This window comes from Maritimibacter sp. 55A14, from assembly GCF_003122205.1.
In the GTDB taxonomy this organism is placed as follows: domain Bacteria; phylum Pseudomonadota; class Alphaproteobacteria; order Rhodobacterales; family Rhodobacteraceae; genus QEYE01.
In genome coordinates this window covers 65233-83279 of the sequence record NZ_QEYE01000015.1, presented here as the reverse complement: position 1 = coordinate 83279, position 18047 = coordinate 65233, and the positions used below count along the sequence as shown (strand labels likewise).

Here is an 18047-nt window from a genome sequence, read left to right as displayed (position 1 = left end):
TGCCCGACAAGCACCTCAACCTGCCTCAGTTTCGTGACAATCTCCTCAGGCTTGTGCCGCTTCGTAGCCATTCCGGTCCTCCGTTTTCCTAAACATTACGGCGGACCACTTTAGTGGGGGAAGATCAATTGCACCTGTTAGGAACCCGTGCGGTAGTAGTAGCTTGCACATTTTCCACGCCGTGCGAAATCGAGCACGTTTGCAGAGTTTGGTTCCTCAGGTGGTTGGGATCGATCGTATAGGTGCATGGCGAGTGAATAGTCATGATGGTGCTGTCAGACGGATTCGAATTGGTCTCCACAAGGACAGCATGACTGTCCCTATGCTGCGCCGAGTTGACGCCACTCGGCAAGAGCAGCGGCGCGGTTGGTCTTGAAAATGTCCCGACTGGAGAGACTGCGTTCCTGGTTGAAATGGTTGTAGACGGAAGCGTGGACGGCGGCGAATTGCTGCAAACTTCGCATGCGCCGGAACCGGAGCATCGCTCGCTCGCGTCTTCGGAACGGCAGGTGCGAATTCTCCGCCCTGTTATTCTTCCATCGGCCGGTTTCCTGCCGGTCTGCCGCGCCGATCTCCTTCAAGGCGGCGCCGTAAGACCGGAGCCGATCGGTCACGATGATCTCGGGTCGGCCATGCTTCCTCATTGCTTTTCTTAGGAATTTCAATGCGGCCTTCCTGTCTCGTGTCTTCGTCACGAAACTCTCAAGCACTTCTCCCTCGTGATCGACGGCCCGCCACAGGTAGTGCCTCTCGCCGTTGATCTTCACGAACATCTCGTCGAGATGCCATCGCCAGCGGCTCGATCGCATGCCCTCTATGCGGCGTTTCCGGATCTCGACTGCAAACATAGGACCGAACCTGTGCCACCAAAAGCGGACCGTCTCATGGCTGACGTCGATGCCGCGCTCGTGGAGCAGGTCCTCGACATTTCGGAGCGAGAGCGGGAAGCGAACGTAGAGCATCACCGCCAGACGGATGATCTCCGGGCTGGTCTTGAACCACTTGAAGGGGCTGGGTTTGGTCATCTGGAGACGCTACTCAGCACCCTGCCCCGCCGCAAGCCAAGTTCCTTTGACAACGCCCTGCTTCTCAATCACGACCCACGCCATACCCCATTTTCATCCTTCCAAATCAACGGCGGTATCTCGAAGAAAAACAAACTTACGGATTCATCATTAAAATTATTTGCACATTCCGGCCAAGACTTACGTAAATGCTCCAAGATACCATCGGTATCCGCAATCCAGTGGTTTTCTTCGTCGTCAATCGACAAGTTTGGGGGCGGCTTTCCAGCCACAAAATATATATCAATATCTGGCTTTATAAAACGAACGTGCCCTTCATCAAGCAACCGCCGGAGCAAAAGAAAGAAAGCCTCCCGATACTCATCGAACGAAGATAGTTCCTCATATCGAATCCAAAGGCAATTTATCCACAATCCAAAGCAGTTCGATATTATTTCTTCATAATTACTGTCAATCACTTCTTCGATCAACTTAATATTTGCAGCGCTATTCAAACTTGAGCTCCCTTCTAAATCAACCTGCAACAGCCGCGGGAATATCGATCGTGGTGCCGTCAGACGATTCGAACTGCTCTCCACAAGGACAGAATAACTGTCTCTATGCTGCGCCGAGTTGACGCCACTCGGAGAGAGCGGCGGCGCGGTTCTTCTTGAAGATGGCGCGTGAGGTGAGGTTCCGATCGGAGTTGAAATGGTTGGTGACGGAGGCGTGGACGGTGGCGAACTTCTGCAGACTTCGCAGTCGCCTGAACCGCTGCATCGCCCGCTCCCGCCTTCGGAACGGCAGATGCGAGTTCTCCGCCCGATTGTTCAGCCAGCGACCTGTCTCCTGCCGGTCCACAGCGCCGAGTTCTTTCAGGGCCGCGCCGTAGGAGCGCAACTTGTCCGTCACGATAACCTCGGGACGGCCATACCGCCGCATGGATTTCTTCAAGAATTTCAATGCGGCCTTCTTGTCCCGCGTCTTTGTCGCGAAACTCTCAAGCACCTCGCCCTCGTGATCGACAGCGCGCCAGAGATACCACCGCTCGCCGTTGACCCGCACGACATCTCGTCCAGATGCCAGCGCCAGCGACTGACTGCACGCATGCTTTCAGCGCGGCTGCGCCGGATCTCGGTGGCGAAAATCGGGCCAAACCTGTGCCACCAGAACCGGATCGTCTCGTGGCTCACGTCGATCCCGCGCTCGTGCAGCAGATCTTCGACATTGCGAAGCGAGAGCGGGAAGCGAACGTATAGCATCACCGCCAAGCGGATGACTTCTGGGCTGGTGCGGAAGCCACGGAAAAGGTTCGATTTGGTCATCGTCGAAAGCTACGCTGCCACCCTGCCCCGTTCAAGCACCTCAACTTGACACCGCCCCTTGGAGCCCAAAGCGCTTGATCGCAAGCGGATGGACCGCATTGTGAAATCCGCTTTTTAGACGTTCTATAGTTGTAACGCACCTTGACGCTGGCCCCGGTTGTGCCAGAGGCATTTCAAATCACGACAACTCAGTTTTTCACAAATTCAAGAACAGTATTGTATTCTTTAGGAATAAAACTGCGGCGTCCATCAGAACTACCGCGGTTTTTTCGTATCTGACTAGCCGCCGCCTCTGCTACAAATTTATTTTTTCGGAGCGCCTCAATTAATTTAGCGTCGCTGGAAGAGGTAAAGTTGTAATTCATTGCCTTCATATACTTATTGCACAATTCAGCGTCAATTCTATCTGAGAGCAAAATTATCACACCCTCAAGATCACGTTCAGTAAAATTTGAAAGCAGGTGGAAGTATGATTTCTCACTGAAAAGTGATTTTAAATCAATCTCTTTAGACGCCAATTCGTCACGAATTTCCTCTGCGTGTCTAGACACATCAACGCTCACCGGAAAAAACCCCTCCAAGAGGTCATAGAAGGAGAGCGCATCACATTTACTGATTAATCGTGGTAATTTTGACGCATGAAGAAACTCCAGTTCACTTTTCACGGCCCTCCATGCATCCTCGACTCGGTTCATCTCAAACTCTCTGGTAGGTGGTGTCAGATCAATTCGAACCAGTCTCCACAAGGACAGTATGACTGTCCCTATGCCGCGCCGAGTTGACGCCACTCGGCAAGAGCGGCGGCGCGGTTGGTCTTGAAATTGTCCCGACTGGAGAGACTGCGTTCCTGGTTGAAATGGTTGTAGACGGAAGAGTGGACGGCGGTGAATTTCTGCAAACATCGCATCCGCCGGAACCGGAGCATCGCTCGCTCGCGTCGTCGAAACGGCAGGTGCGAATTCTCCGCGCGGTTATTCATCCAGCGGCCGGTTTCCTGCCGATCAGACGCGCCGATCTCCTTCAAGGCGGCGCCGTAAGACCGGAGCCGATCGGTCACGATCACCTCGGGTCGGCCATGTTTCCTCATTGCTTTTCTTAGGAATTTCAATGCGGCCTTCCTGTCGCGCGTCTTCGTGACGAAGCTTTCCAGGACCTCACCTTCGTGATCGACGGCCCGCCACAGGTAGTGCCGCTCGCCGTTGATCTTCACGAAGATCTCGTCGGGCACTGTCAGAAGAATCGCGTCTGGCCTTCCTTCCCCACGGTCCCCACTGACGAGAGGGCACAAAATATTGTTCTGTAAGGAGAAACACCTTTCAGAGCGCCGACGAGACCAACAAACGAGCCATTGTCAGCTTAGCAAACGAAGTTCTTCTGACAATACCGGTCCGGCGCTTCGGCGCGCCCGCAGGCTGATAGCCCCGCAAGACCGCCGGCGCCCCCCGCCGCAAATCACGTAGCCTCTACCCTGTTCCGCAAAACCCGGCCCCTGTAATTGCGCAATCCGCATCCCTGTTCTGCACTTCTCGTTCCCTGTTTTGCAGAAAAACAGGAAAGCAAAGCCCGACGCGTTAACGGTCTGACAAGACGTGGAAAGTTCGCACGGCGAAGTGACCTCTCAGCCATCGCTTCCCTGTTTTCGGCCGAAATCAGGAAAAATTCCCTGTTCCTGCCGAAACTCACCCGACCATCGGACCCCGGGAGACCCGCGCCCCAAGACCCGCCGAAAGACCTCGGAAGACCGCCATTTGGATAGAGCAATGCACGGATTGGCCACGAAATAACCGCCCTGTTTCCGCAGGTTAGGTAGCCTTGAATGACGCGAAGACAGGTGTAGGGGGTCGGTGGCGGAGACGAAGTCCGCCGAACTATGTGGATAGTAAACTGAAAATTATATAACTTTTCTTAACCGACTAAGTTGATACCACGATTCTTACCACCCGGCAGCTGCGAAACGGCCATATCTGACCTTATCTAGTGCTCGCCACCTGACAAATGGTTCCCAGTCTGCCTCTGGTGCGCTATCGGTCGCTCGGACGAAGGTCCGAGGGGCGGCTATGCGGGAAAACTACCGTTCGCCGCACGTGCTGACTTGGTCGAACAGAGCGGCGGCTATGCGCAGGGAGCGGGCTTTGCAAAGTCGGGGTCAAAGAAGGTCGTACCTTGACGTGACTGGGTCAGAGCGTTCGTAGAAGGAACGAATAGAAATTGTCCGCTTCATATATGCCCCGCCACATTGAGCCATTGCCGCTCAGCGTATTTGAACTCTCTCTCCTTGGCGCAGGATGTAGTCCGCGCCTTTCAATCCGAGTTTGTTCGGCCCAGCCCAGATCAGGTAATAGAGGGGTGCGTTTCGCGTGTTGCGGATCAAGTGGGGCTTGGCGACAAAAGGGAAAAGCATTTTGAGCCGACCGACGTAAAGGTCGAGCAACCTTTCGGCTACGTCGCCGTATTTGGTCGTGACCTCGTTGCCGAACAGATCGACTTCGCGACTATATGCGATGTTGCGCCATTCATTTGTTCCGAAACAGGCGGTCAACTGATCGGCCCAACGTTCCGGCACATCACCGGAACGGGTGATCAGGCGATTTATCGCCATCGCCAGCGGGAAATTGATCACCACCTCCATCGTGCCAGTTTCTGCCAGCGCCTCAAGGGTCGCCCACTCCAGATGAGCGCCGTAGGGGTCTAGGAAAGCGACACCGCGAATGTTGCGCGCCTTGAGCGACGGCGCGAGGTTGCGGATCAGCGGATTGCAATCGCCCACCTGAACAGTCACGCCGTTCCTTCCTTCGCTGACAGCGCGCAACGTCTCCGCGCGAGTCTCGTCGAGATCGAAGAAATAGTGCTGGTGAAATCCATTCGGCACATTCAGCGCTCGCACTGGCGAGCCAAGGATGAACTCCTCCTGCGCCTCGGTGTCCTCCGCCTCGTTGAAAAACGGCGAAGCTTCCACCGTCACGATCGAGCCGCGCACCTTGGTGATGCAGGCACCCGCAAAGGCGTCGATATAGACTCGTGTGAACGACTGCTTGCTCAGCGCCGTTCCGTAGAATTTCAGATAGGCTTCCAGAGCGTCGAGTTTCGCCGCGGCCCACGGCCCGACCGTGCTTTCGCGGTGATCCTTCTTCATGCAAGCTCCGCCATGATCGACTTCGGCACGATCTGCCACGGGAACCCGTTCCATTCTTCGCCTTCGAGCAGGCGACCGCCGGATTTCGGACGCGCACCGCCCCATTGTTTGAAGAAGAAAGCCACGTCGTATCGCTCGCAGGCGATGCGCAATTCGGTCGCCCATGCCGCTTCCATCGGACGCGCGCCAGGTCCGCTTTCGCCGCCGACAATCGCCCACGCGATGCCAGTCAGGTCGACCTCACCAATCGGGCCGAGCAGTGGTTCGAAAGAAATAAAACGTGCATCCGAGTTGATCTGCCGCAGGTGTTCGATCCGCCCTTTGTGGGCAGCGTCTTCGGCGGACACGCCGAGCCAGATATGCGTCGGCACTCGCCTGCCATCGTAGCGGCTTCGGACGTAGTTGCGCATCAGTGACGACCGCTTAGTTAGCACCTGATAGACGTGCCAGTCTGCAGCCTCCATCGCATCGAATACGCAGTCGATGAACTCACGCGGAATGTCCTTGTGGAACAGGTCGCTCATGGAGTTGACGAAAATCATGCGCGGTTTCTTCCACAGCGCTGGCTGCCGCAGGCGTGACGGCCAGAGGCGCAAATCGAAGCCCTGTTCGTATGGATGTCCTTTGATGCCGCGCCAACGTTCCGCGAACCGTTCAGCGTAACAGTGGTCGCAGCCGGGACCGACCTTGGTGCATCCTGTCACGGGATTCCACGTAGCGTCGGTCCATTCAATTTCCGATTTCTGTGCCATCCTGCTCGTCCTCTTTTTGCTGGCGATGCTACAACAAGTCAAACAAACAGTGAACAAGTATTCGTAGGCTGATTTTGGAGAGAAAAGCGGACGTATGCGCAGACCGCAGCGAAGGTCTCCCGTCCGCCGGTCCTGCATGAGCATCCGTGATCGCCCAAGACCGGGTATCATGTCCGCTCCGGGCTGCGAGCGGCGGCGTGCGCTTGCAGCATCCACGCCGTGTGGAAACCGTAGCGAAGGGCTCCTAACCGTCATCTGACAGATTCGCTCAAGGATGCTGGACCAATGCCCGATACCCTGCTTCCATCGGGTATCTTATGTCAGGTGGCGAACACTAGGAACTGCTTCACCAATCATGGCTGAATGAGGTCGGGCAGTTTTTTGGATATGTCCTCCATCAGCACCAAAGCGCACTCTACCGTTTCGCCGGTCATTGCAATCTGCAGTTGGCCAGCCGGTACCGCCTGATCCCAAGAAAAATTCTGCGTCAGGAAGTCCAGCACGTCGCGCTTGTAGTCGGTGTCGGGGTTTTGCAGGTGGTCCCCCTTGGTTTCCAGGACCACGACCCGCCCGGCACCTGCCTTGCCGCCCGTGGCGAAAATGAAGTCCGGGTAGATGCGCCCGCGCTTCCAGCCTTGCAGGCCCATACCGTATCCGGCCTTTGCTACGTTGCGGTGCCACCATTTCACCGTGCCATCCCCGTCGAGGTGCACTGCCACGTTCTGTTCTTCGCCGTTCAACTCGTTTCGGAAAACCGGGGAAAACAGGCTACGGTTCAATGCGCCACCGTCGGCACCCGTTAGGTGAGGCGAGTTCAACGGTTCGGTCGTCAGCACGTGGTCGGGCATCGGCCAGTTGTTCCCGTCCATCCGCAGCCGGAATTGAATGTCACCGGCCTTCACCGCCGCGCGGAACATGGCTTCGGAACGGGCATCGCGTTCCTTGGTCAGGGCCACCCGCAGCCGGTCTATAATCAAGCCAGATGCGGCCCCCAGCTTCGCAGCGTCGAAGCCCCGCGATTCCAGCCCTTTCAGCAGTTCCGCCACGATACCCCGTGCCACGAAGGGATTGGGCACCAGATCGGAGATCACCCGCACCGCGTAGGTCGGATCGAAGCGCAGGGTTTCCGCCGCGGCCGCGACAACCTCGCCCCGAAAAAATTCGTCCTCCCCGGCATCGGTCAGGGCAATGCGCTGCAACTGCGCGGCCACCTGCGCCGGGTTGTCCGGTATGTCGGCCACCACATCAGCCGGAGAAAAATCCCGCCAATCGATAGCCGACAGAATGTCGGTTTCGTAATCGAGGTCGCGCACTTCGCTGCCTTCCACTCGCAGGACCTTGGGCAGGTAGATTTTCAAGCTATTGAACGCCGCGCGCCTTTTCACCCGCCGCGCCGTGCCGGGGTTGGGTGTGCCGCCCTCTTGCGGCACCTCGATAACCAGATCGGCTAGGCCGTCGCGTTCCAGCCCGGTCTTTATCGCTTCCACCACGTCGCGGGTCGCTGCGTGATGCGTCACCACATAGCATTCGTCCAGCGCCGCCACGCCGGTCTTCAGCGCGTAGGGTTGGCGCAGGATACGCCCCACAAGCTGCGTCATGGCGGAACGGTTGGACGCCGCCGCAAGCGAACACAGCACATAGGCGAAAGGGCAATCCCAACCCTCTTGCAGCGCCGCCTTGGTCACGATCACACGCACCCGGTTGGTGGGCGACAACAGGTCTTGGTTCTCGGGTTGGTTCAGGTCGTTCTGTTCGGCGGTCTTGATCGCCACTTCCGCGTCATCCAGCCCAGCAGCCAGCAGCCATTCCTTTACATCATCCGCGTGTATGTGCCGACCGTCGCGCTGATCCCTGCCTGTCCGCTCCACCTGCACCAGCATGATGGGCCGGATATAGCCCGCAGCGCCCCTGTCAGCCCGGTAGGTGCGCGCTTCGGCGTCCAGGGTGTTCAACCTGCCCAGCGCCGCCGTGAGCGTCCCGCGCCAGTCTGTGCCCTGCCTCGGGTCGAGGTTCAGAGGCATCTTGATCATGTCTTCGGCGTGCAACTCGCGCCCCGTCACCTCCACCAGAAGGTTCGCATAGCGCGCTGGGCGCGGTTTCGCGCCGCCCCTTGCCGCCACATCCTTTGGCGTCGCCGTCAGTTCCAGCACGAAGATCGGATTGAAGCCGTAGAGCGTGTCATGCGCCAACTCGGATGTGGCCTTTTGCCCCTCGTCCATCACCACGACAGGCTGGATTTTCCGCAGCGCGTTCCCCAGCGAGTCCTTCACCACGGGGAACATGCCCTGATAGCCGTCGAGGTTCGGCACCCCCGCCAGTTCCCGTGCGTGTGCGGCTTGATCTCCCTCGGGCGCGAAAAAGCCGTGCACGTCGCCCCGGTCGCGGAACATGCGCAGCGTTTCCTTGTTCTGCCGGTTCCCCGCCTGCAACATCAGCACCATGACGCAGAGGTTGCTTTCCACGTCGCGCGCGTCCAACCGGTCGGATTTCTCCATTACCTTCACCCGACCCGCTGCTGCGCGGTCAAGCGCCTGCCGATAGGGGTGCTGGCGGTTCTTCAGCGCCTTCAGAGTCTGGGAATAGATCGCCTCGTTCGGCACAATCCACAGCACGAAACCGGTGTTCTTCGCCAGATACCGCCCCATGATCCGGCTCACACCGTTCACCGCCAGCCAGGTCTTGCCGCCGCCCGTAGGCACCTTTAGCGTGACGTTCGGCACCGCCCGGCCCACGCCGTCCTTGCGCGGGGAAAAGGGCACATTGGCGCGAGACGCAGGCAAGCGCCCGGCGGTTTTCAGATTCGCCCACGCGGTCTCCGTGAAATCCATCGCCGGAATGGGTAGATTTGGCTTTGCAGCGCGAAGTGCGTCAATCTCGTCAGCTTCGGCCTTTCTCGACTTCAATTCGTCCAGATACGCATCAAGCGTGTCCAGCACCCGCACCTGATAATCGAGCGTGCGCATCAGGTGCGCTCCACCCGGTAGAGCGCGAAGGGCAGCGGCGCGAATTCAACCGGTAAGCCTTCGGCATCCAGCAGGCGTTGCGAGACATAGCGCGCGGGGGCAAAGACAAGGTGGCGGGCGTCGGGCTGCGTTTCGGCCACGGTGCGCGCAAAGGTTAGCGTCAACGCCGCCTCGGGCGATTTCAGCCAGTCCAGATCGGGGCGGTAGATCAGCCAGACATGGGTGCCACCTGCCTCGCCCACGTAAGCGCGGCCTTCATCCATTTGCGCGGGGTCGAGCGGTTGCGAGGTCGCCATGTGGAACAGCACGCCCGCCAACGCCGCGAAGTCGGGTAGGTCTTCACCGGTCAGGATGTGGTCAAGCTCCACCGGCTCGCCCAACGTGCAATAGGTGAATGCACCGCCCAGCCCCTCGGCCCGGTCCTCCACCCGCTTTTCGCCGGTGACGATCAACTCACTGTCCTTCACCTGCTTGGCGATGCGGTCGTATTCGTGGCCGTGCAGGTTTTCGATCTTTTCCACCTGTTCGGTCAGCCGGTCGGCCCGCTGCAACTTGGACCAGTTCAGCCTTTCGCGCAGAAGCTCTGTGCGTTGCGTGCCGGTGAAGTCATAGCCATTGATCACACGGCGCACCCGTTCGGCGGTCAGTCGGTCAGCATAGTCTTCCATCTCCACCAGAATGAAATGCCGGTTTCCGCCATCGCGCTTGTTGGCTTCCAGAACGGCATGGGCCGTGGTGCCCGAACCGGCGAAGGAATCCAAAACTACCGAAGCTTTATGTGCTGCAAGCTGAATAACCCGAACGACATGCTCTAGCGGCTTTGGGGAGTGCTTCAGTGGGTTAGACCCAAAAATACTCTTTATGAGAGTGGTCGCATGATCGGTTGAATATTCCGGTCCAAACCACACAGATTTTGGTTTTTTTCTAGTTCCGGCGGTCTCGTCGTCAGCTTCATCCAGATAAACTCGATACTCAACGTCAAACCGTCCGCGCTCGCTTTCGCGCGCAATCAAATCCCCGATATTGTCTGCTACTCGCCGTTTCCCCCAACGCCAGCGACCATCTGACCCGTCGCCACGTTTCGGAAGAACTTCAACATCGGAGTCGGCCAACCGCTCGATTGAAAGAGTGTTAGTTTCGCGATTCCAGAAAATCGGAAAGAACATGCTTTCTCGGTCTTCACGGCGATCCTCGCTGCCGCGCTTCCTCAGATCGCGCGGCATGAACCTACGCCCATCCGAAGAAACCTGATTGAATTCAGCGATCTGATCTTCTGTAAGTTCAAGGCCGCGGCTTAGGAACTCGTCATGCGAATACACGATCATGTATTCATGGGTAAGCGCCACGTTCTCCTTGTCGTTTCTGCCTTTCCTGTTGTTTTCAATCACGAAGATCGCAGAAAATGCATCAACGCCGAATACTTCGTCCAGCATCGCCCGAAGTCTATGAACCTCGTTGTCGTCACAAGTAATCCAAAGACTTCCGCTTTCAGAAAGGAGTTCGTTTAGCAACCGCAGCCTCGGCCACATCATCGCGCACCATTTATCGTGGCGCAGCCCGTCTTCGATCCCGATGGGGTTGGCCTCCAGCCATTCCCGGATCATCGGCGCGTTAACGTTATCGTTGTAGGCCCAGGCTTCGTTCCCGGTATTGTAGGGCGGGTCTATGAAGATGCAGTCCACCTTGCCCGCATACATCGGCAACAGCGCCTTGAGCGCGTGCAGGTTGTCGCCTTGCACGATCAGGTTGCCGTCAAGGCGCGGGTCGCCAATGCCCTTGTCGGGCTGCATGACCAAGGGCCGGAACGGCACCGCAAGGTGGTGATTCCAGACGAATTCCTTGCCCTTGAAATTCAGTTCGGTCATGCGGCCTACCTTCGCGTTTTTCAGGAAGTTGGCACAGACTGCGCCCCGGCACCATAGGGCGCTTGACCCAATGCCTTGATCAGCTCGCCCTGCCTCTCGCGCGAAACCGGAATATAGCTGTCGATGGTGGTCGCCATGTGTTCGTGACCAAGGTTCAACGACCACGCCTTGAACTGCTCGCGCGATCTGCAAATGCTGTCGCCATAGCGCGCCAGGGTCTTGCGAAACGCGTGCGGTGTGAACTCGCGCAGTTGCACGCGTGCGAAGGCAACCCGGATAATGGCGTTCAGCTTGCCGCCATTCGCATAGCCTTCTCGCGCAAACCCGACCCGTACAAAACTGCCATCGACGCAGCCGATTTCGATCTTCGGAAAGACCGCGTCAGTGTCACCGAACAATTCGACCTCACGCAGGTAGGTCACCCATTGCTCGAAGCACTCGCGGTAAGTCGGATCGACCGGCAGCAGCCATGTGTCGATGGGTTTCGCGTTCTTCGTGGCCACGTCGCGGGGATCTTGGTAGATGTGCCCATCGAAGAGATTGACGTGCTTCAGAAGCAAGGTCGAGACGGCCCCGACGCGTGCGCCGGTCAGCATGAAGAAAGCAAAGAGCGCCTTGTCTCGGCGCTCAAACTTGTTGCCCTGCGGCATGGCCTGAAAGGCATGGAAAGCCTGCTCCATAGACGGATAGGGAACTGGGCGCGCCGCATGGGCAACCCGCGAGCCCTTGCGAGAGTTGTTGAAGTATTCGGCGTCCGAATAGGTGACGCGCGACTTGAAGCCGGACTGATCGGCGAGCCACAGGACGAAGCCCTTGACGTGGGCCAGCGCGGCATCGACCGTTGCCGGGCTGAGAGGTTTGCCGGTGCGCCGGTTGCGCGCCTTCGAGAGGTGCATCTTGAAACGTTCACCCCAACCGCGATTGAACTGCTTGAAGTCCTTGTGGCCGATGGCCTGCTCAAATTCGGAAAGCGCCGCCGCAATCTTGTCGAGCGTCTTTTCGTCCCTGCCACGAGCCTGCTTGAGATAGTCCAGATACCGGTGCTTCATCCGAACATTCGATGTGGTGTTTCTGGGCATTTTCAAAACCCCCTCTGATGTGATCATTCAAGTTGAACGGGCGGGGTTCGCTTAGGCGTCTTCCCGCGTGTTGATGGCGAAACCAAACTTCACCGCCCATTTCCGCAAGTCGTCCCGCCGGATGATGCGCCGCGTCATGCGTGTGCAGGCCGGGCAAATGGCCATGATCCGCGCCCGCGTCGCGCCCATTGGTTCAAAGTCAACCAATCCGGGCTGTGGCACGCGGGGTTTCTTGCAGCCCAGGCAATAGACCTCGAAAGGCTGAAGCTTCGTCTTCGCTACGGCCAGTTTCTCAGCATGGAAAAGCTTGAACTTGCGGCCTTCTACAAGAAAGGGTCGCGCGTCCGTAAGGCACGGCAGTCCCGCCTTGCACCAGCGCCTGACCGTGCCGATGGTGACGCCCGACAAGTCTGCCAACTGCTCCAATGTGTAGCTGCGATGTAGCTTCACGCGGCGAACATCCGCCCGCCGCGCCATCAGTCTGCCTCCTGTCCAGGCTCGACGCGGTTGGCTTCCGCCCAGGCGTTGAGGTCCGAACCAAGATAGATGATCTTGCGGCCCAGCCGATAATATGCAGGACCAATGCCTTTGTGACGCCATTGCGCGAGCTTTGCGCGGTCGCCGATGATATCGAGTTCGGGATCGCCAAGCACATAACTGCGGTTCTGCTCGAAAAGGTTCGCCATTTCTTGGTCTCCATCATGTTGACGTGAGACCTTTCAAGCATTCTCGATCAAATCTGTAAAAAGCGCGATGGCCGCGAACTGGAAGCCCTTATTGTTCGGGCCTTTTTGCCAGCAATTCGACGATTTCCTCCCGAGTAGACTTTGGCTGATTGCCTTCCTCAAACATCGCGGCCAAGGCGTTGTGAGGCTCGCCGAGGTCTTCGTCCTTAAGGTTGTCGACAGCCCATTTGGCAGGAGACCGAACGTCGCTTGAGATTTCCAGCAATGCAAAGACCTGTTGCAATGCGCGGGTGAAACCAGTCGAAGGCTGTCCCGTATCCGGGTGCGCGCCCACAGTCGGGCGCTGTCCGGTTTCTCGGGCATAGAGCTTGGCCAACCTGTTCGCAATGGCTCGCGCGTAGTAGTCCGGCGCACGGTGACGGATCGACCAGAACCGCTCGCGCTGCTCGTTCAACTCTTCGAGACGCGAAGCTAGTGCCTGCCTGAAGTCCAGCAGAATGAACAGGCTTCCTACGCAACCTCCACAATCGGCGACATTTTTTCGGATCAGATCCCGCGTTTTCGCGACGGAGAGATTCTGCGCGTTGACCTTCATCTTGGCGTCGATCACGGCCGTCAACCTCTTCGCCGCCGCAGCCATTTCAGCATCCGACTCGTCTCCGACAAGACTGTCCACGATGGCGTCAATCCGCTTCAAGTTCTTTGAGACAAGCGCCAATTCGCGAGAGAATTCCGCCTTCGTGTCGTGCATATTGGGCTTGGAGCTATCGAAGGGCTGCGGGCCTGCCAGCAAGGAAAAACCATGGCGCGGACTTGTCTTGCCGAAGGGCAGGAGCATTTCGTCGACAATGGTGTGAAGCTGTTCCCGAAGTTCGGGGTCCGGATAGCCAGGCATGAGCGCGTTAAGCATGAAGGTACCATGCCACGGGCCTTTTTGCACAGCAAGAGTTGTTCCGGGTTTGTTTCAATTTGGCGCACTTGGGAAAAAGCACGGAAGTCCGCGGCCTTCTTGCCTAAATTTTCTTCCGATCTGGCAAACTTATGACGTCGCCGCTTCCGCCGGTCACATGTTGCGACCAGCGATCCATCAAGGATCGGCGCTTTTCGAGTAGGTCGGAGCGGGAGTAGGCATGTTCCACCTTCGAACCGATTCGGTGCGCCAAGGACATTTCAGAAACCTCCCGTGGCGCATTGGCGACTTCTGACGCCCAGTCGCGGAACGTCGATCTAAACCCATGCACGGTGACGCCTTCGACCTTCATCCGCCGCAGAAGCATCAACATCGCCATGTTCGACAAAGGCCGATGGCGCTTCTGACCCTCGAAGACGTATTCCGACTTCATCGCGCGCAATGGCTCGATGATCGCCAACATTTCATCGGTCAACGGTACGCGGTGTTCCGCCCCGCCTTTCATCCGTTCTGCCGGGCAAGTCCAGAGACGCTGCTCAACGTCGATTTCCGCCCAGCGCATTCCTAGCACCTCGCCGGTGCGCGAACCTGCAAGGCAGGTGAACATCAGCGCCTTCGCCGCCATTGCCGAGCGCCCGCGCAGATCGGCATAGAACGCGGGCACGTCGCGCCAGTCCATCGCCTTGTGGTGCTTGGGCTTGGCCTTCACTTTCGGCAGCACACCACCGTCGCGAATTGCCGTCACCGGATTTTCGCCTTCGCGGAAGCCTCTGGAGCGGGCCACGTCGAGCACGGTCTTGATCCGCTGGGACAAGCGGCGCGCGGTTTCATGTTTCTCGGTCCAGACCGGCGAGAGGACAGACAAAACTTCGGGCTGACCGATGGAATCTACGGGCAATCGGCCGATCTTCGGAAAGGCATACTCGGCCAGCGTGTTGATCCATTGCGCCCCATGTTTCGCGTTCTTCCATGTCGGCACACGTTCAATGTGGACCTGCCGCGCGATTTCCTCAAAACTGGGGATGTCCTTGACGCCGTGATACTTGGGATGCAGCCCCGCGCGCGCCAACCTGCGATACTCCAGCGCCCGCGCCCGCGCCTCGGGAAGCGTGACCAGGTCGGCCCCACCCAGCCCGAAATCCGTCCGCAGCGGCTTGCCTGCCCGGTTCTTCTGACCCTTCACCGTCACGCGTACCACCCACCGCCGCGCGCCCGAAGGATCGACCACGAGGTAAAGTCCGTTCCCGTCCGCATGCCGCCCCGGCCCGAGGGCCTTGACCAGTGCCTTCGTCAATTTGCCGGAGATGTAAGTCACTTCAATACCTCGTTTCATACCACGGAATGGGATGAAGCGAAGATAATCGAAGAAAACTCGGATGCAAGCACAAGTGCGCAATACGCCTTGTTTTCATTGTCCAGCGCGCATCAGGCGCCATCCCAAGAGATTGAAATTTGAAGTAGGGTGGCGGAGACGAAGGGATTCGAACCCTCGAGACGGTTTCCCGCCTACTCCCTTAGCAGGGGAGCGCCTTCGACCACTCGGCCACGTCTCCGCCGACCCGTCTATCCGATTGGCCTGTTGAGAAACAAGGCCGAAATCGCGCCGCCGGGGAAAAATACGCGGGTCCGGTGCGGGTGGCGCGGATTGCCGGCGCGCGCCGGCCCGTCAGCCGCTGTGCAGGAAATGCATCACGTCGCCGTCGCAGACCACGTAGCTCTTGCCTTCGACCCGCATCTTTCCCGCATCCTTGGCGCCCTGCTCGCCACCGAGGGCCACGAAATCCTCATAGGCGATGGTCTCCGCGCGGATGAAGCCGCGCTCGAAATCGCCGTGGATCACCCCGGCCGCACGCGGCGCGGTGGTGCCGGCGGGAATGGTCCAGGCACGCGCCTCCTTGGGGCCGACGGTGAAGAAGGTCTGCAACCCCAGCAGCGCATAGCCCGCCCGGATCAGCCGGTCGAGCCCCGCTTCCTCCAGGCCCAGTTCGGCCAGGAACATCTGGGCTTCCTCGGGGTCGAGCTGGCTTATCTCCTCCTCGATGCGCGCGGAGATCACCACATGCGCCGCGCCTTCGGAGGCGGCCATCTCGGCCACGCGGGCGGAAAGCGCGTTGCCGGTCGCGGCGTCCTCCTCGGCCACGTTGCAAACATAGAGGATGGGCTTGGCGGTCAGGAGTTGCAGCAGCTTCCAGGCGCGCGCGTCCTCGGCCGCCACCTCGACCAGGCGGGCGGGCTTGCCAGCCTCCAGCATCTCCTGCGCGGCCGCGAGCAGCCGGTCCTGGGTCACCGCCTCCTTGTCGTTGCCCTTGAGCTTGCGCACGAGCCCCGCGCGGCGCTTCTCGATCGATTCCAGATCGGCCAGCATGAGCTCGGTCTCGATGGTGCGAGCATCCTCCACCGGGTCCACACGGCCGTCCACATGGGTGACGTCGTCATCCTCGAAGCACCGCAGCACATGGGCTATGGCGTCGCATTCGCGGATATTGGCCAGGAACTGGTTGCCCAGACCCTCACCCCGGCTGGCGCCTTTTACCAGCCCCGCGATATCGACGAAGGTCATGCGCGTCGGGAGGGTCTGCCTGGAGCCCGCGATTTCGGCGAGCACTTCCAGCCGCGTGTCCGGCATCGCGACCTCGCCCACATTGGGCTCGATGGTGCAGAAGGGAAAATTGGCCGCCTGCGCCGCCGCGGTACGCGTCAGCGCATTGAAGAGCGTGGACTTGCCCACATTGGGAAGCCCCACGATACCCGTCTTGAACCCCATGCGCGCTCCCCGGCTGGTCGGTTTCCTGTCCGGGCGCTTCTACGAAACCCGCCCGCGGGGCGCAAGCGGCGCGGCCAATCGCGCAGGCGGGACGGTATTGTGATTGTGCAGCGCTGGGCGCTTTGGGTATGCATTCGAAAACCTGTCGGAGACCTCCAATGAAACGCATGCTGACCCTGGCCTTCCTGCTGGCCGGATTTCAACCCGCGGCGGCCGGGGAATTCATCCTGGGCGCCGGCTATGTCGATTTCTCGCGCGGCGCGGGGGACGAGGCGGGCCTGACGGGCGAGTATCACGCCGATCCCTTCACGCGCTTGGGCGCCATCGGCCTGAATTTCGGCGTCGCCGCCGGCCTCCACGGCAATGGCGATGTCTGGGTCGGCGCAGGGATCGCGGCGCGCGCCGATCTGGGCGAGCGCTGGTTCGTGGAAGGCAGCGTGTTGCCGGGTTACTACGAGGCCGGTGAGCGCGAGTCCCGCCTGGGCGGGCATTTCCAGATCCGCAGCCTCGCGGCGCTGGGCTACAGGCTGGACGGCGGCTATGGCCTGTCGCTGTCGATCGACCATAAGTCAAACGCGGGCACGGAAGATTTCAATCCGGGGGTCAACACCGTCTCTCTGCGGCTCCACCGGGCCTTCTAGGACACGCGCGCCGGGACCGTGTTCAAGAGGAATTGATTTTCCTCGCCAGTTCCGGCAAGCCGGTGCGGACGCAGCCCGAGGATACCGCATGACCCGTATAGACGCCAAGTTCGCCGCCCTGAATGCCGAGGGCCGGAAGGCTTTCGTGGCCTATGTCATGGCCGGTGACCCGGATTACGCGACCTCGCTGGAGATCATCAAAGGGCTGCCCGGCGCGGGCGTCGACATCATTGAACTCGGCCAGCCCTTCACCGACCCGATGGCCGACGGCCCGACGATCCAGCTTGCCGGACAACGGGCACTGGCCGGCGGGCAGACACTGAAGAAGACGCTGGCGATGGCGCGCGCCTTCCGGGAGGAAGACGATACCACGCCGATCGTGCTGATGGGCTATTACAACCCGATCTACAATCACGGCGTGGACAGGTTCCTGAAGGATGCCAGGGCCGCCGGCATCGACGGGCTGATCGTGGTGGATCTGCCGCCCGAGGAAGACAGCGAACTCTGCATTCCCGCACAGGCCGCAGGGCTCAATTTCATCCGCCTGGCCACCCCCACCACCGACGAAAAGCGCCTGCCCAAGGTGCTGACCAATACGTCGGGCTTCGTCTATTACGTCTCGATCACCGGGATCACCGGCGCCGCCGCGGCCGAGGCCGCCGATGTCGGCCCGGAAGTCGCCCGGATCAAGGCACAGACCGACCTGCCGGTGATCGTGGGCTTCGGCATCCGCACACCGGAGAGATCCGAGGTGATCGCGCGCGTGGCCGATGGCGCGGTGGTGGGATCGGCCATCGTCGGTGAAATTGCGGCGGGCCGCAGCCCGGCCGAGGTTCTCGATTTCGTGCGCGGGCTGGCCGAGGGCGCGCACCGGGCCTGACATCCGTGGGGGCACATCCTGTCGCATTGCGGGAATGGCCCCCAA

Annotated in this window: 15 protein-coding genes, 1 tRNA gene and 2 pseudogenes; 2 read left to right on the top strand and 16 right to left on the bottom strand. The window is 59.4% G+C overall.

Features of this window, described 5'->3' with window-relative positions:
* Positions 1-320: 320 nt before the first annotated feature.
* The 16 genes and pseudogenes from DDZ14_RS13530 to ychF all read right to left on the bottom strand — a co-directional run bounded on the left by DDZ14_RS13530 (position 321) and on the right by ychF (position 16481).
* Positions 321-1025, bottom strand: coding sequence for an IS6 family transposase (locus tag DDZ14_RS13530; RefSeq protein ID WP_109425520.1), 705 nt, complete (start codon positions 1023-1025; stop codon positions 321-323).
* A 68-nt stretch (positions 1026-1093) separates the two neighbouring features.
* Positions 1094-1519, bottom strand: a complete 426-nt coding sequence (locus DDZ14_RS19415) for a hypothetical protein (RefSeq protein WP_146193144.1) — start codon at positions 1517-1519, stop codon at positions 1094-1096.
* 103 nt (positions 1520-1622) lie between these two features.
* Positions 1623-2329, bottom strand: a pseudogene (locus DDZ14_RS13520) (IS6 family transposase).
* Positions 2330-2517: 188 nt separating this feature from the next.
* Positions 2518-2994: a hypothetical protein gene (locus DDZ14_RS19410; RefSeq protein ID WP_146193143.1), complete on the bottom strand. Its 477-nt coding sequence runs from the start codon at positions 2992-2994 to the stop codon at positions 2518-2520.
* A gap of 98 nt (positions 2995-3092) precedes the next feature.
* Positions 3093-3551, bottom strand: a pseudogene (locus tag DDZ14_RS13515) (transposase); the annotation flags it as partial.
* Between the two features lie 1029 nt (positions 3552-4580).
* Positions 4581-5462, bottom strand: coding sequence for a three-Cys-motif partner protein TcmP (tcmP, locus tag DDZ14_RS13510; protein WP_158275527.1), 882 nt, complete (start codon positions 5460-5462; stop codon positions 4581-4583).
* On the bottom strand, positions 5459-6214 hold the full coding sequence (locus DDZ14_RS13505) for a DUF5131 family protein (RefSeq protein WP_109425517.1): 756 nt from the start codon (positions 6212-6214) through the stop codon (positions 5459-5461). Before DDZ14_RS13505 ends, tcmP begins: the two co-directional genes overlap by 4 nt.
* Before the next feature lie 353 nt (positions 6215-6567).
* A complete protein-coding gene (locus tag DDZ14_RS13500; RefSeq protein ID WP_109425516.1) occupies positions 6568-9177 on the bottom strand; it encodes a DEAD/DEAH box helicase in 2610 nt (869 codons plus the stop codon).
* Entirely contained in the window at positions 9177-11042 is a 1866-nt protein-coding gene (locus DDZ14_RS13495) for a site-specific DNA-methyltransferase (RefSeq protein WP_109425515.1), read from the bottom strand. The genes DDZ14_RS13500 and DDZ14_RS13495 overlap by 1 nt, the downstream gene beginning before the upstream one ends.
* A gap of 20 nt (positions 11043-11062) precedes the next feature.
* Positions 11063-12121, bottom strand: coding sequence for a tyrosine recombinase XerC (gene xerC, locus DDZ14_RS13490; protein ID WP_109425514.1), 1059 nt, complete (start codon positions 12119-12121; stop codon positions 11063-11065).
* A 51-nt stretch (positions 12122-12172) separates the two neighbouring features.
* Positions 12173-12598, bottom strand: a complete 426-nt coding sequence (locus DDZ14_RS13485; RefSeq protein WP_109425513.1) for a hypothetical protein — start codon at positions 12596-12598, stop codon at positions 12173-12175.
* A complete protein-coding gene (locus DDZ14_RS13480) occupies positions 12598-12807 on the bottom strand; it encodes a helix-turn-helix domain-containing protein (RefSeq protein WP_109425512.1) in 210 nt (69 codons plus the stop codon). Before DDZ14_RS13480 ends, DDZ14_RS13485 begins: the two co-directional genes overlap by 1 nt.
* Positions 12808-12895: 88 nt before the next feature.
* A complete protein-coding gene (locus DDZ14_RS13475; RefSeq protein ID WP_109425511.1) occupies positions 12896-13717 on the bottom strand; it encodes a hypothetical protein in 822 nt (273 codons plus the stop codon).
* 103 nt (positions 13718-13820) lie between these two features.
* The gene (locus DDZ14_RS13470) at positions 13821-15032 is read right to left on the bottom strand and encodes a site-specific integrase (protein ID WP_109425510.1); all 1212 of its coding nucleotides are present in this window, start codon (positions 15030-15032) and stop codon (positions 13821-13823) included.
* A 148-nt stretch (positions 15033-15180) separates the two neighbouring features.
* Positions 15181-15270, bottom strand: a tRNA-Ser gene (locus DDZ14_RS13465).
* 113 nt (positions 15271-15383) lie between these two features.
* On the bottom strand, positions 15384-16481 hold the full coding sequence (gene ychF, locus DDZ14_RS13460) for a redox-regulated ATPase YchF (protein WP_109425509.1): 1098 nt from the start codon (positions 16479-16481) through the stop codon (positions 15384-15386).
* Between the two features lie 158 nt (positions 16482-16639).
* Between ychF and DDZ14_RS13455 the strand changes: the two genes are divergently transcribed.
* Positions 16640-17122, top strand: a complete 483-nt coding sequence (locus tag DDZ14_RS13455) for an acyloxyacyl hydrolase (RefSeq protein WP_109425508.1) — start codon at positions 16640-16642, stop codon at positions 17120-17122.
* 88 nt (positions 17123-17210) lie between these two features.
* Complete coding sequence (gene trpA / locus DDZ14_RS13450; protein ID WP_109425507.1) at positions 17211-18002, top strand: tryptophan synthase subunit alpha; 792 nt, start codon at positions 17211-17213, stop codon at positions 18000-18002.
* Positions 18003-18047 lie beyond the last annotated feature (45 nt).